The sequence below is a fragment of the Mesorhizobium sp. M0317 genome, from assembly GCF_040321555.1.
GTDB lineage: Bacteria > Pseudomonadota > Alphaproteobacteria > Rhizobiales > Rhizobiaceae > Mesorhizobium.
Map to the genome: position 1 here is coordinate 142,206 of NZ_JAMYRV010000004.1, position 14,391 is coordinate 156,596.

13 protein-coding genes and 1 pseudogene are annotated in these 14,391 nt (G+C 63.7%); all 14 read left to right on the forward strand.

The annotated features are described in order from the left end of the window. The 14 genes and pseudogenes from NKI88_RS05990 (at position 1) to metK (ending at position 14,309) form a co-directional block, all read left to right on the forward strand. Positions 1-1,590: a di-heme oxidoreductase family protein gene (locus tag NKI88_RS05990; protein WP_023699450.1), complete on the forward strand. Its 1,590-nt coding sequence runs from the start codon at positions 1-3 to the stop codon at positions 1,588-1,590. Beyond that, positions 1,590-2,669, forward strand: coding sequence for an imelysin family protein (locus NKI88_RS05995; RefSeq protein ID WP_352654186.1), 1,080 nt, complete (start codon positions 1,590-1,592; stop codon positions 2,667-2,669). Before NKI88_RS05990 ends, NKI88_RS05995 begins: the two co-directional genes overlap by 1 nt. Before the next feature lie 3 nt (positions 2,670-2,672). After that, a complete protein-coding gene (locus tag NKI88_RS06000) occupies positions 2,673-3,788 on the forward strand; it encodes a DUF1513 domain-containing protein (protein WP_352654188.1) in 1,116 nt (371 codons plus the stop codon). A 107-nt stretch (positions 3,789-3,895) separates the two neighbouring features. Continuing rightward, positions 3,896-4,573 carry a tRNA (adenosine(37)-N6)-threonylcarbamoyltransferase complex dimerization subunit type 1 TsaB gene (gene tsaB, locus NKI88_RS06005; RefSeq protein ID WP_023669541.1) on the forward strand — a complete coding sequence of 226 codons (678 nt, stop codon included), beginning with the start codon at positions 3,896-3,898 and terminating at the stop codon, positions 4,571-4,573. Further along, positions 4,573-5,067, forward strand: a complete 495-nt coding sequence (locus tag NKI88_RS06010; RefSeq protein ID WP_023699453.1) for a GNAT family N-acetyltransferase — start codon at positions 4,573-4,575, stop codon at positions 5,065-5,067. The genes tsaB and NKI88_RS06010 overlap by 1 nt, the downstream gene beginning before the upstream one ends. A gap of 28 nt (positions 5,068-5,095) precedes the next feature. Next, on the forward strand, positions 5,096-5,896 hold the full coding sequence (gene olsA, locus NKI88_RS06015; protein WP_023699454.1) for a lyso-ornithine lipid O-acyltransferase: 801 nt from the start codon (positions 5,096-5,098) through the stop codon (positions 5,894-5,896). 76 nt (positions 5,897-5,972) lie between these two features. Then, complete coding sequence (miaB, locus tag NKI88_RS06020; protein ID WP_023699455.1) at positions 5,973-7,382, forward strand: tRNA (N6-isopentenyl adenosine(37)-C2)-methylthiotransferase MiaB; 1,410 nt, start codon at positions 5,973-5,975, stop codon at positions 7,380-7,382. Between the two features lie 83 nt (positions 7,383-7,465). Beyond that, positions 7,466-8,458, forward strand: coding sequence for a PhoH family protein (locus NKI88_RS06025; protein WP_502909433.1), 993 nt, complete (start codon positions 7,466-7,468; stop codon positions 8,456-8,458). A 17-nt stretch (positions 8,459-8,475) separates the two neighbouring features. Next, a complete protein-coding gene (gene ybeY / locus NKI88_RS06030; RefSeq protein ID WP_352654193.1) occupies positions 8,476-8,982 on the forward strand; it encodes an rRNA maturation RNase YbeY in 507 nt (168 codons plus the stop codon). Between the two features lie 28 nt (positions 8,983-9,010). Next, positions 9,011-10,105, forward strand: a complete 1,095-nt coding sequence (locus NKI88_RS06035) for a hemolysin family protein (protein ID WP_023818830.1) — start codon at positions 9,011-9,013, stop codon at positions 10,103-10,105. Positions 10,106-10,125: 20 nt separating this feature from the next. Next, positions 10,126-10,595: pseudogene (locus NKI88_RS06040) on the forward strand (VOC family protein). 77 nt (positions 10,596-10,672) lie between these two features. Continuing rightward, complete coding sequence (gene lnt / locus NKI88_RS06045) at positions 10,673-12,265, forward strand: apolipoprotein N-acyltransferase (RefSeq protein ID WP_352654196.1); 1,593 nt, start codon at positions 10,673-10,675, stop codon at positions 12,263-12,265. A gap of 137 nt (positions 12,266-12,402) precedes the next feature. Continuing rightward, positions 12,403-12,822: a helix-turn-helix domain-containing protein gene (locus NKI88_RS06050; RefSeq protein WP_023669550.1), complete on the forward strand. Its 420-nt coding sequence runs from the start codon at positions 12,403-12,405 to the stop codon at positions 12,820-12,822. Between the two features lie 221 nt (positions 12,823-13,043). Next, positions 13,044-14,309 (forward strand): methionine adenosyltransferase, encoded by a 1,266-nt coding sequence (metK, locus tag NKI88_RS06055; protein ID WP_352654198.1) that lies wholly within the window; start codon positions 13,044-13,046, stop codon positions 14,307-14,309. Positions 14,310-14,391: the final 82 nt, after the last annotated feature.

Sequence of the window (14,391 nt, forward strand, 5' to 3'; positions counted from 1 at the left end):
ATGCGGCGCCCCATAGATATTCTGCGCCGCTTGCGGCGGGCCGCCGGCCCGCTGCTCCTCAAAAACCCGCGATATCAGGCCTTTCGCGGGCTTTCGGTTGTAACCCTGGCGGCAATTTTGGCCCCGGCCCTGGCCGGATCGTCGGAACCGGTCGGCCTCGCCACGAGCCGCACCGACCTGACGCCGAAGGACCAGGCCCGCGTCCTTGCAGTTACCAGGCCAACCCAGGATTTCTCCAAGCCCGAATCCTTCGAAACGATGCAAGGCGGCGCCGGCACGTCGCGCAAGCAGGTCGACCGCGACGCCTTCTCGCAACCCTCTGAAAACATTACCTTCGAGGAACAGGGCAATTTCAAGCTCGGCAATGCGCTTTTCCGCAAGAACTGGGTGTCGTCGCCATCCTCGACCCAGGCCTCGGACGGTCTCGGACCCCTGTTCAACGAGCGCGCCTGCCAGAATTGCCATTTGAAGGATGGCCGCGGCCGCCCGCCGGCCGCCGACAGCCGCACCACGTCGATGTTCCTGCGGCTAGCGCGCGATGCGAGCACGGCCGAGGAAAAGACCGAGATCGCCGCGCACAAGGTGCTGAACTTCCCCGATCCGGTCTACGGCGCGCAGTTGCAGGAACTGGCGGTGCCCGGCCTCAAGGGCGAAGGCCGCATGTATGTCGATTATCGCGAGGAAAAGGTCACGCTCGGCGACGGTAGCATCGTTTCGCTGCGCAAGCCGAGCTATTCGGTCGACGGGCTTGGCTACGGCCCGCTTGACCCGCGCACCACGCTGTCGCCGCGCCTGACGCCGCCAATGATCGGCCTTGGCCTGATCGAGCAGATCGCGCCGGCCGACCTCCTTGCCCATGCCGATCCCGGCGACCGCGACGGCATTTCCGGCAAGCCCAACATGGTGCGTGACCTCAGCAGTGGGCAACTGACGCTTGGCCGCTTCGGTTGGAAGGCCCAGACCGCGTCGATCCGCCAGCAGGCGGCGGACGCCTTTGCCGGCGACATCGGCATTTCGACGCCGGAAGAGCCCAGTCACTGGGGCGATTGCACCGCAGCCGAAGAGGCCTGTTTGGCCATGCCCAATGGCGTGCAGAAGCGGCTCGGCCCGGTCGAGGCGCCACCACCGGTGATGGACCTCGTCACCTTCTATTCGCAGAACCTTGCGGTGCCGGCGCGGCGCGATGTCGGCGCACCCGCCGTGCTCGCCGGCAAGAAGCTGTTCTACGAGATGGGCTGCATTGCCTGTCATACGCCGAAATTCGTCACCATGCGCGGGAACAAGGCGCAGGCGTTCCAACTGATCTGGCCCTATTCCGACTTTCTGCTGCACGACATGGGGCCTGGCCTTGCCGACGGCCAGGCGGTGGGCGATGCCACGGGCAGTGAATGGCGCACCCCGCCGCTATGGGGCATCGGCCTGACAAAGACCGTCAACGGCAACGCTTTCTTCCTGCATGACGGGCGTGCGCGCACGCTTACCGAAGCGATCCTGTGGCATGGCGGCGAGGGGCAGAAGGCGCGCGATCGCTTTGCCGCCGCCAATACGGCCGACCGCGATGCTCTCATCAAATTCCTGGAGTCATTCTGATGCTCAAGCGGGTTTTGCCTGTTCTACTCCTCCCATTGGCTCTGTTCGGTGCGTCCCCGGCATCGGCCTCGGTGAAAGCCTCCGATGTCATTCAAAGAGCGATCGACGGATTTGTCCGCCCCGCCTATGCCAGCCTGCATGGCCATGCCGGCACCTTGGCGAAGGCCATGGACGCGCTCTGCCAGGCGCCGTCGCAGGGCAACCTCGATGCCGCGCATGCCGGATTCTCGGCCACGGTCGCAGCCTGGTCGTCGGCTGAAATCATCGGCTTCGGGCCAATCAAGGAGAACAACCGGCTGGAGCGCATGCTCTACTGGCCGGACCGAAAGAGCATCGGCCTGAAGCAGGTGCAGGCGGCGCTGGCCGGCAAGGATCCGACCGCCACCGATCCGGCGCAGCTGGCGGGCAAGAGTGTCGCGATGCAGGGATTAGGGGCGCTTGAGTTCGTGCTTTACGGCGACGGCGCCGAGACGCTCGTCGGCAAGGACGAGCCCTATCGCTGCGCCTATGGCGCGGCAGTCGCCAAGAACATCGAGACCATGGCGGCCGATGTCGACGCGGCCTGGAAAAAACCGGACGGTTTTGCAGCCTTGTGGGCTAATCCTGGACCCGACAATGCGCTTTACCGCGACGGCACCGAAGCGGTGACCGAACTGGTCGGCGTCTTCATCAACGAGCTGGAAATGGTCCGCGACGTGCGCCTCAAAGGTTTTCTCGGCGCCAAACCGCAGGGTGACAAGCCGAGGCAAGCGATCTACTGGCGCTCGCAAAACACCGGCCTTTCATTAGCCGGCAACCTCTCCGGCATTGATGCGCTGTTCCAGGCCTCGGAGCTCGGCGACGCGCTGCCCGAGGATAGCAGATGGATGGCGGAATCCATCCATATCCAGCTCATCAATGGCGTTGCCACTGCCAAATCCATCCAGGGTCGGATCGACAAGACGCTTGCCGATCCCGCGGAGCGCGGAAAACTCGAACATTTCGCGCTGATCACCTCCAGCCTGTCGGGCTTGATCGGCACCCGGCTAACCGCCGAGTTCGGCCTGACCGCCGGCTTTTCGTCACTGGACGGGGACTGACCAATGGTTGCGACACGCACGCCGCTGATGGACCGCCGCGATTTTCTCAGAGCTGCCGGCGCCGGCTTCGTCGCGTCAATGGCGCCGTGGGCCTGGGCGGACACGCTTGCCGCCGATGCCGTCTTTGCCACCGCCTTCGTCAAGCGCGACGGCAGCTTTGGCGCCGCTGTGTTGTCGGAAGCCGGAAAAGTATTGCATGCGATCGACCTGCCCGACCGTGGCCACGACGTCACCTTCGATCCGGTCTCGAAGCGCTCCGTGGTCTTCGCCCGGCAACCCGGCACCTTCGCCGTGGTCTTCGACCATGCCGGCCGCGAGCCGCCGCTGACCATCGCCAGCATCACCGGTCGGCATTTCTTCGGCCACGGTGTGTTTTCCACCGACGGCGCGCTGCTTTACGCCACCGAAAACAATTTCGACAATGCCGCCGGCGTCGTCGGGATCTACGACGCACGGGCCAAGTTCAGCCGCATCGGCGAGTTTCCGACCTATGGCATGGGGCCGCATGAGCTCTTGCTGCTCGGAGACGGCCGGACGATCGCCATCGCCAATGGCGGCATCGAGACCCATCCCGACTATGGCCGCGCCGAGCTCAACATCGCCACCATGAAGCCGTCCTATGTGCTGGTCGATCGCACAACCGGCGATCTCATCGAAAAGCACGAACTGCCGCCGGCTCTGCACCAGCTGTCGATTCGCCACATGGATGCCGACCCCACAGGCACCATCTGGTTCGGCTGCCAGTACCGCGGGCCGGGCACCGAGCGGCCACCGCTGGTCGGCCGCGCCACGCGCGGCAAGGGGCTGCAGCTGCTCGACATGCCGCAGGACGTGCTATCCGGCTTCCGGAATTACATCGGCTCGGTCGCCGCCAACCCGATTGCCGGCACGGTCGCGGTGTCTTCGCCGGAAGGCAATTCGCTGGCCGTCATCGACGCCGCCAGCGGCAAGATCGTCGCCACCAAGGCGCTGGTCGAGGTCTGCGGCCTGGCGCCCGACGGCCCGGGCTTCATGGCAACCACGGGTGCCGGCGAAATCATCGAAGGCAGCGGCGCGACGCGCTCCGAGCCCGACTATGTCTGGGACAACCACATGCTGCGCATCGCGCCGGCGGCGTAAGCCGTCCGGCCTGCACCGAAGCGAAGCCACTTAACAATTTACGCGCTGGCTCTTGCGGCGGCGCCCCGTGGCGGGCAGAGGGAGACTGTTTTTCGAACCGGTCGCCCATGAAACTGCTCGCCATCGACTGTGCCGCCAATCTCTGCGCCGCTTGCGTCTATGACGCATCGGGCGGCAGAGAACTTGGCCGCTCGGTACTCGATCTCGGCAAAGGCCATGCCGAACACCTGATGGCTGTCATTGACGAAGCGCTGAAAGCGGACGGCACCGATTATGCCGGCCTTGGCGCCGTTGCGGTTTCCATCGGTCCGGGTTCCTTCACCGGCCTGCGGGTGGGCGTCTCGGCGGCGCGCGGCCTGGCGCTGGCGCTGAAGATCCCGGCGATCGGGGTAACGACACTGGAGGCGCTGGCGGCCGAGGCGAGGGCGGCATTTCCCGGCCGCCCGGTCCTGGCCGCTCTCGATGCCGGCCGCGAGGAAATCCATGCCGCGCTTTACGATGCGGAAGCGATTTTGCGCTATGGTCCGGCGGTGACCACACTTGCGCAAGCCGCGGGAATGGCGGCGGACAATCGTCCGGTGCTTGCCGGCACAGCCGCCGTGCAGATCGCAGCCGCGGCCGGTCGCGATTTCGATATCGGCCCGACGGCTGCCACCGCCGACATTGCCGTCTACGCCCGGCTCGCCGCTGCAAAAGGCGAGGGCGACAAGCCGAAGCCACTCTATCTGCGCGGCGCCGATGCCAAGGCGCAGGCCGGGTTCATCCTGTTGAGGCAGGAAAAGTGATGCGCATCCCTTTCCTCCAGCCGCGCCGCAGGGACTATGCGCTCGAGCCGCTGACCATCGCCGACAGCCCGGCAGCGTCGGTGCTGCATCGCGAGGATTTCGTCCGGTCCTGGACCGATGGCGAGTTCGCCGCGTTGCTCGAACAGGAAACCGTGTTCGGCTATGCCGCGCGCGAAATCGGCCAGGGCGCCAAGCCGCCGGTCGGCTTCGTGCTGGCCAGGCTTGCAGCCGGCGAGGGCGAGATTCTGACCGTGGCGGTGGCGCGCTCGCATCGCCGCCAGGGGCTCGGCTGGCAATTGATGGACGCCGTGCTGCGCGAACTGCATGCGCAGCGCGCCGAGGCGCTGTTCCTTGAGGTCGACGAGACCAATGTCGCCGCGATTGCCCTCTACCGGCGGCTGGGCTTCCGCCAGGTCGGCCACCGCGCCAATTATTACCGCTCGACCGAACATGGTCCTACCGGCGCGCTTGTCATGCGCCGCGATCTTAGCTAGCCAAAGTTTTGGGGCAGGGCCAAGCTGCATGATCGGAAAAATCAGGATTTTCCTGGCGCTGAGCCTCGTTGTCGTCGGTTCGCTGGTCCTTGTGCCTTTGCAGCTGCTGTCGATGAAGACCGGAATCTGGCGCGAGACGGTCATTCTGAAGGTCTGGCACAGCCTCATCGTCCGGACGCTCGGCCTGCGCATCCATGTCAAAGGCGCACTGTCCAGCCAGCGCCCGCTGCTGGTCGCCTCGAACCATATCTCCTGGACCGACATCATGGTGCTGGGCTCCTTTGCCGATGTGACATTCATCGCCCGGGCGGACATGGAGGGATGGCCGCTGATCGGCTGGCTGTCGAAACTGCAGCGTACGGTCTTCATCGAACGCGAGCGCAAGCGGACAGCTGGCGACCAGGCCAGCGAGATCGCCAGCCGCATGGCCAAGGGCGACGCCATGGTGCTGTTTGCCGAGGGCTCTACCGGCGACGGCAACACCATCCTGCCGTTCAAGAGCACCTTGTTCGGCGCCGCCTCGATGGCGATTTCGGAAGGCGCGGCCGAGCAGGTCTTCATCCAGCCGCTGGCGATTGCCTACACGCGGGTGCACGGCGTGCCTCTCGGCCGTCGCCACCGGCCGCTCGCTGCCTGGATCGGCGATCAGGACCTGATGCCGCATCTGAAGGTGCTGATGGCCGAAGGCGCCATTGACGTCGAGGTGCATTTCGGCGAGCCCATCGCCTTTTCCAAGGGCTCGAACCGCAAGGAAACGTCGAGGATGATGGAAAGCAAGGTGCGCGCCATGATGCAGGCCGCGCTCGCCGATCCCCGACCGAGCCGCTAGCGCAGGCCGAGCGCCTACAGGCCGATGCCCGAGAATCGTCTGTTTTTTGTCACGGAAAGGCGTTAGAAGCCGCCGGATGGATTTGAACACGATAGAGCGGAACGAAACCGACAGCGCCTCGCAAAGCGCTGCTGCGGCGTCCGCCCCGGCCAAAAAGGTCTTCGTCAAGACCTATGGCTGCCAGATGAATGTCTATGACTCACAGCGCATGACCGATACGCTGGCCGCCGACGGCTACACCGCGACCGATGTCATCGCCGACGCCGACCTGGTGCTGCTCAACACCTGCCATATCAGGGAGAAGGCGGCGGAAAAGGTCTATTCTGAGCTCGGCCGCATCCGCGACATGAAGGCTGAACGCGCAGCAGTTGGGCGCGAAATGCTGATCGGCGTCGCCGGTTGCGTCGCGCAGGCCGAAGGCGCGGAAATCATCCGCCGTTCGCCTGCTGTCGATCTGGTCATCGGCCCGCAGACCTATCACCGGCTGCCCGATGTGCTGGCCCGGGTGCGTGGCGGCGAGAAGATCGTCGAGACCGAATACGCCATCGAGGACAAGTTCGAGCATCTGCCGAAGCCGAAGCGTGCCGAAATGATCAAGCGCGGCGTCACCGCCTTCCTCACGGTACAGGAAGGCTGCGACAAATTCTGCACCTTCTGCGTCGTGCCCTATACCAGGGGCTCGGAAGTGTCGCGGCCGGTGGCGCAGATCGTCGCCGAAGCCGAGCGGCTGGCCGATGCCGGTGTGCGCGAGGTGACGCTGCTGGGGCAGAACGTCAATGCATGGCACGGCAAGGGTGAGGATGGCATGGAATGGGGGCTTGGTCGCCTGCTGTTCCGGCTGGCCGAAATTCCTGGCCTGGCGCGGCTGCGCTACACCACCAGCCATCCGCGCGACATGGACGACGAATTGATCGCTGCCCATCGCGATCTCCCGGCTTTGATGCCTTATCTGCACCTGCCGGTGCAATCCGGGTCAGACCGCATTCTCAAGGCGATGAACCGCAGGCACACGGCCAAGGACTATCTGGCGCTGCTCGAGCGCATCCGCGCTGCACGCGGCGACATCGCGCTGTCCGGTGACTTCATCGTCGGCTTCCCCGGTGAAACCGAGGCGGATTTCGAGGCCACGATGGGTCTGGTGCGCCAGGTGAACTACGCCTCGGCCTTCTCGTTCAAATATTCGCCGCGTCCCGGCACGCCGGGCGCCGATATGCCGGATCACGTGCCGGAAGCGGTCAAGGATGAACGTTTGCAACAGCTGCAGGCATTGTTGCTCAAGCAGCAGCAGGATTTCGGCCTGGGCCTGGTCGGCAGCACCATCGACACGCTGATCGAGAAGCCCGGCCGTCAGGCCGGCCAGAAGGTCGGCCGCTCGCCCTGGCTGCAGCCGGTTATTGTTGATGAAAAGGCCGGCGAAATCGGTGACATTATCCGGGTGCGAATCACGAAGACGGGCTACAATAGCCTGTTCGCCGAGTTGGCTTGATGGCCTCGGCAGATGAGGAGAGACGGTTGAGCGCTGCTGAAGTGAAGACTCTGCCCCAGAACCAGACATCCGGGGCCTCTGACATGGCGCACATCGTTCTGACTTTCGACAACAACAAGCTTGCCAGCGCCCTGTACGGTCAGTTCGACGAGAATTTGGCCCGGCTTGAGCAGAAGCTCGGCGTCGACATCCGCTCGCGCGGCAACCAGTTGACCATCAAGGGCTCGGCCTCGGCGGCCGAACAGGCGCGCCGCGCACTCGACAATCTCTACGGCATTCTCCAGAAGGGCACCGACATTGGCCAGTCCGACGTCGATGGCGCCGTGCGCATGGCGATTGCCGCCGACGACCAGCTGACGCTGCCGACGCTTGAACGCAAGGGCAAGGTTTCGGCCGCCCAGATCTCCACCCGCAAGAAGCCGATCTATGCCCGTTCGCTCAACCAGGACGCCTATATGCGGGCACTGGAGCGTTCGGAACTTGTCTTCGGCATTGGCCCGGCCGGCACCGGCAAGACCTATCTGGCGGTGGCGCATGCGGCGATGCTGCTCGAACGCGGCATGGTCGAGCGCATCATCCTGTCACGGCCGGCGGTCGAGGCCGGCGAGCGGCTGGGTTTTCTGCCCGGCGATATGAAGGAAAAGGTCGATCCGTACCTGCGGCCCCTCTATGACGCGCTCTACGACATGATGCCGGCCGACAAGGTCGAACGTGCTATCGCTGCCGAGGTCATCGAAATCGCGCCGCTGGCCTTCATGCGCGGCCGCACGCTGGCGCATGCCGCCGTCATCCTCGACGAGGCGCAGAACACCACGCCGATGCAGATGAAGATGTTTTTGACCCGCCTCGGCGAGAATTCGCGCATGATCGTCACCGGCGATCCGACGCAGATCGATCTGCCTCCAAGCACCAAGTCGGGCCTCGTCGAAGCCTTGCGTGTCCTTGACGGCGTGGCCGGCGCGGTGACCGTGCGCTTCAACGATGTCGACGTTGTGCGCCACCCGCTGGTGGCCGAAATCGTCAGGGCCTATGACCGCGACGCCAAGCTGGCACGCGGCCTCGGCGCCGAGAGCTGATGTGACGATGCGGGCTCATGCCTGAAGACATAAGACCTGGCGGCGGGGATAGTTCGGTTCCCGTCGAGATCGATATGTCGGTCGAGGCCGGCGACTGGCCCGATGAGGCGGCGCTGACGCGTCTGGTCGATCGCGCCGTGTCGGCTGCCTTTGCCGAAACCGCTGCTGCCGGTCCTTCCGAACTCAGCATCGTCTTTTCCGACGATGCCCATATCCGTACCCTCAATGCCGGCTGGCGCGGCAAGGACAAGGCGACCAACGTCTTGTCTTTCCCGGTTTTTCCCTTCCCCAAGGGTGGCAAGCTGCCGCCGATGCTGGGTGACATCGTGCTCGCCGCCGAGACGGTGGCGCGCGAAGCAGCCCTGGAAGACAAGCCCTTCGAGAACCATATCACCCATCTCGTCATCCACGGCCTGCTGCATTTACTGGGCTACGATCACGAGACCGATGCAGAGGCCGAGGAGATGGAAGCCATCGAGCGCTCAGCGCTCGCAAGGCTTGCCATTCCCGATCCCTACACGTAATGACAAAAGACCAATTGACCGGACGACGATGAACGACAAACCAGAAACTGCCGCCCGCCCCGAGGCTGGCAGTGCGACAAAGCCTTCCGATACGACGGAAGAGGGATCGAGTCCGAGTCCCAGTTCCGGCAGCCTCGCTTCTGGTAGCATTGCCAGCGAGCCATCGCCTGCCGGTCCGTCCCTGTTCGACCGCGTCTTGGGCCTTTTCAGACAACGGAACGGCACCAGCCTGCGCGAGGAAATCGCCGGCGCGCTTGCCGAAACGACCAGCGATGCGGGGTCTTTCTCGCCTGGCGAACGCGCCATGCTCAACAACATATTGCGCCTGCGCGAGGTGCGCGTCGAGGACGTCATGGTGCCGCGCGCCGATATTGAGGCCGTCGAGATCACCACGACGTTGGGCGATCTGCTCGGTCTGTTCGAGCAGTCCGGCCACTCCCGCATGCCGGTCTATTCCGAGACGCTCGACGATCCGCGCGGCATGGTTCACATCCGCGACGTGCTGGCCCACATCACCAAGGTCGCCCGGGTCAAGAAGGGCAGAACATCCAGGAAGACGCCGGCAACGACGCTTCTCGACCTCGCCCAGGTCGATCTCGGCCGCACCATCGGCGACCTCAATCTGATCCGCCCGGTGCTTTTCGTGCCGCCCTCGATGCTTGCCTCCGACCTGATGGGCCATATGCAGACGACGCGCACCCAGATGGCGCTGGTCATCGACGAATATGGCGGCACCGATGGTCTCGCCTCGCTGGAAGACATCGTCGAGATGGTCGTCGGCGATATCGAGGACGAGCATGACGAGGACGAGCCGCTGATCACCCAGACCGGCGAGGGCGTGTTCGTAGTCGACGGCAAGGCCGAGATCGACGAGGTCGCCAAGATGATCGGCGAGGACTTTACCGCCGGTGAGCATGGTGAATATGTCGACACGATCGGCGGCATGATTTTCAACACGCTGGGCCGCGTGCCCGCGCGTGGTGAGGTTGTGCAAGCCATCCCCGGCTTCGAATTCCACGTGCTCGACGCCGATCCGCGCCGCGTCAAGCGGGTGCGCATCGTCCAGAACCAGAAGGGCGAGCGTCGCCGCCGCGTGACCGCCCCCCGCACCGAGCAGGCCTAGGACAGAACGTCGCCCGGCCGATGACGATCGACGATCCCTTCAAGCACTCAACCTTTGGCTCGGGTGTGTTCTACAAGGACCCGCGAGCCGCATTGAAATGGCTCGAAACGGCCTTCGGCTTCGAGCCGAGCATGGTGGTCAGCGACGCCGACGGACAGCTGGTCCATGCCGAAATGCGTTTTGGCGACGGCTACATCATCGTCGATTCCGAATGGGCCGATCATATTGCCAGTCCGGTAAGCGTCGGCGGCAAGAACACTCAGTCGGTCTGTGTGCGTCTGAAAGACGGCCTGGACGTGCATTGTGAGCGGGCAATGGCGGCTGGAGCCCAAATCGTCGAGGAGCCTGCCGACCATTTCTACGGCGAACGGCAGTATCGGGCGCGCGACCCCGAAGCCATGTCTGGACCTTCACCCAGACCTTGCGCACCGTGCCGCGCGAGGAGGCCGAGCACCTGAGCGGGCTAACCATCGAGGGATGGCACCGATAGCGCAGCGATCGGCCGGTTCGCGTTTCAATAAATCTGATAAATCTTGGCTCTTGATTCGCGCGACCTGGGAAGTCTGTATGGAGCGCCTTGCCGGCCGGATAATTCTGCTTTGGGGCTGGCGGCGCGCGCTGGTGGCGTTTCTTGCCGGGGCGCTGGCGGTGCTCGCCCAGGCGCCTTACGATTTCTTCGCCGTCTGTTTCGTCTCGTTTCCACTGCTGGTCTGGCTGCTCGACGGCGCCACCGGCGAGGCTTCCGACGGCTGGCTCAGGCGCCTGCGGCCGGCTTTTGCCATCGGCTGGTGGTTCGGCTTCGGCTATTTCCTCGCCGGTCTGTGGTGGATCGGTGAGGCGCTTCTGGTCGAGGCCGACAGTTTCGCCTGGGCCTTACCCTTCGCGGTCGTCGGCATTCCTTTGGCGCTGGCATTTTTCTACGGCTTCGCCACCGTCGTTGCGCGGCTGTTATGGACCAACGACATTGGCCGCATTGCCGCCCTTGCCTTTGCTTTTGGCCTGACGGAATGGCTGCGCGGCTTCCTGTTCACCGGCTTTCCCTGGAATGCCGTCGGTTATGCGGCGATGCCCGTGCCGCTGTTGATGCAAAGCGTGTCGGTGACCGGCATGGTCGGCATGAACGCGCTGGCGGTCTTTGTCTTCGCCATGCCGGCCTTGCTTGCAGCACGCCGGCATGTCCGTCTCGGTGTGGTCCTGCTTGCCATTCTCGTCGCCGCCCATGCCGGCTTCGGCTATGTCAGGCTCGCGACCCCCGACAAGCCGACAACCCGCACTCTCGATGTCCGTATCGTGCAACCGGATGTCGACCTCAGCGAAAAATGGGACGCCTCGGTGCGCGACCGCATCTTCGCCACGATGATGGGCCTGTCGGCCGCAGCGCCCGACCCCGGTCATGACAAACCGCAACTTATCCTGTGGCCGGAGACCTCGGTACCGTTCCTGTTCACCGAGCGTCCGGACGCGCTGACCGCGCTCGGCGACATGCTGCAGCCTGGTCAGATGCTGATTGCCGGCGTCGTGCGCGAGGAGCGCGGATCGGGGGCGGATGCCGACAGCCGCTACTACAATTCGGTGGTGGCGATCGATGACAAGGGCGAAATCGCTGATGCCGTCGACAAGGTCCATCTGGTGCCGTTCGGCGAGTATCTGCCGTTTTCCGGTCTGCTCAGCCGCTTCGGCATCGGACAGCTCGTCGCCGGGCCGATGAATTTCGCCGCCGGCAACGAGCGCCATCCGATCGCTTTGCCCGGCGGCATCAGCACCTTGCCGTTTATTTGCTACGAGGTGATCTTTCCTGATCTTGTGGCTGTTGACGCAACGTCATCCCAGCTTATTGTGAACGTCACCAACGACGCATGGTTCGGCGACACGCCCGGGCCGTACCAGCATTTCAGGCAGGCTCAGATTCGCGCGGTGGAAAACGGATTGCCGCTGTTGCGCGCCGCCAACAACGGCATTTCCGCCGTTGTCGATACGCGGGGACGCATCGTCGACGCATTGGCGGTCGATGCACGTGGCGCCATCGACGTGCGGGTGCCGATCTCCGGCCAAGCCTTCATCTCCGCCGCGGGGCGGCGCATTAACGGAATGCTGATCATGTTGGTGTTTGCCGCAATCGCCCTCAGCTTGAACGTAAGGCAACGGCTACGGGTGAATTGACAGTCGACACATTAGAAACTCATACTGTTACCGCCTAATTTTCTCGAAGTCGGTTGGTGTTTCTGTTGGGGCAGTTGGCTCCGGCTTCGTTTGGGCGAGAAAAATAGAAAAGGCCGGAAAAATTCGGCGAGGAAAAAATGACAGAAGAAAACAAGAAGAAACCGAATCCGATCGACATCCATGTCGGAAGTCGCGTCCGCCTTCGGCGCAATATGCTTGGAATGAGCCAGGAAAAGCTTGGTGAAAATCTCGGTATTACGTTTCAGCAGATCCAAAAATATGAAAAAGGAACGAACCGCGTCGGCGCCAGCCGTCTGCAGGCAATAGCCTCGATACTCAGCGTGCCTGTCGCCTTCTTTTTCGAGGATGCGCCAGGGCAGGAGCCGGTGGGTAATAGAGGATTTGCCGAGGACACTTCGATGGCTTTCGCCGTCGAATTCTGCGGCAGTCCGGAAGGGCTTCAGCTCAACCGCGCGTTCGTCAAGATCGCGGATGTGAAGGTGCGCCGCCGGATTATCGACCTTGTGAAGTCCCTTTCTGCCGAAGATGCCGAGTGATTCGGTGGGTCGATTGACCCATTGGCCCCAGTAATCCCCGGGCCCGAGTAGCCCAGAGGCTCGACTGCCGGCGGCGCCAAGCCGCCGGTGGTACAAGATATATTGCTGCAGCACTCATGCCAGAACCGCGGCACCGCTTGACGAGCGGCGCCCGGCACCGTTAACACGTGGCGCGCCAAAATCGGCAGCCCTGCCGATCGTTTTTTCAAGAGGGGACACCCGTGACGCGGCAGAACTACTTCTTCACCTCGGAATCCGTGGCCGAGGGTCATCCCGATAAAGTCTGTGACCGCATCTCGGACGAGATCGTAGATCTGGTCTATCGCGAGGCCAAGAAGACCGGCATGGACCCATGGAAAGTCCGCGTCGCCTGCGAGACGCTCGCAACCACCAACCGCGTCGTCATCGCCGGCGAAGTAAGGGTTCCCGATACTCTGCTGAAGCGGGACAAAGCCGGCAACATCCTCAAGGACGCCGCCGGGCATTCGGTCGTCAACCCGGCCAAGTTCAAGTCGGTCGCCCGCAAGGCGATCCGCGAAATCGGCTACGAGCAGGCCGGCTTCCACTGGAAGACGGCAAAGATCGAGGTTCTGCTGCACGGCCAGTCGCCCGACATCGGCCAGGGAGTCGACAACGCCGCGGACCGCCAGGGCGAAGAGGGTGCCGGCGACCAGGGCATCATGTTCGGCTATGCATGCCGCGAGACCCCGGACCTGATGCCGGCGCCGATCTATTACAGCCACAAGATTCTCGAACTGCTCGCCGCTGCCCGCCACGAAAACAACGGCGAAGCCGGCAAGCTCGGGCCTGACGCCAAGAGCCAGGTCACCGTTCGCTATGTCGATGGCAAGGCCGCCGAAGCGACTCAGATCGTGCTATCGACGCAGCATCTCGACGCGACCTGGGATTCCAAGAAGGTCCGCAAGGTCGTTGAGCCTTACATCCGTGAGGCGCTCGGCGACCTCAAGATCGCCGAAGATTGCATGTGGTACATCAACCCGACCGGCAAGTTCGTCATCGGTGGGCCGGACGGCGACGCCGGCCTGACCGGCCGCAAGATCATCGTCGACACCTACGGTGGTGCTGCCCCGCACGGCGGCGGCGCCTTCTCCGGCAAGGACACCACCAAGGTCGACCGCTCCGCCGCCTACGCGGCGCGCTATCTCGCCAAAAATGTGGTGGCGGCCAAGCTCGCCGACCGCTGCACCATCCAGCTGTCCTACGCCATCGGCGTTGCCCAGCCGCTGTCGGTCTATGTCGACCTGCACGGCACCGGCAAGGTCGACGAGGCCAAGCTCGAGGAAGCGCTGCGCACGGTGATGGATTTGTCGCCATCCGGCATCCGCAGGCATCTCGACCTCAACAAGCCGATCTACGCAAAGACCTCGTCCTACGGCCATTTCGGCCGCAAGGCCGGCCGAGACGGGTCCTTCTCCTGGGAAAAGACCGATCTGGCCAAGGCGCTCAAGGACGCGATCGCTGCTTAGGCATGATTCCAAAAAGTGGGTACCGGTTTTTTGGAAAAGACCATGCTCCAACAAAGGATTAGATTGAGATGAGATTTCAGCC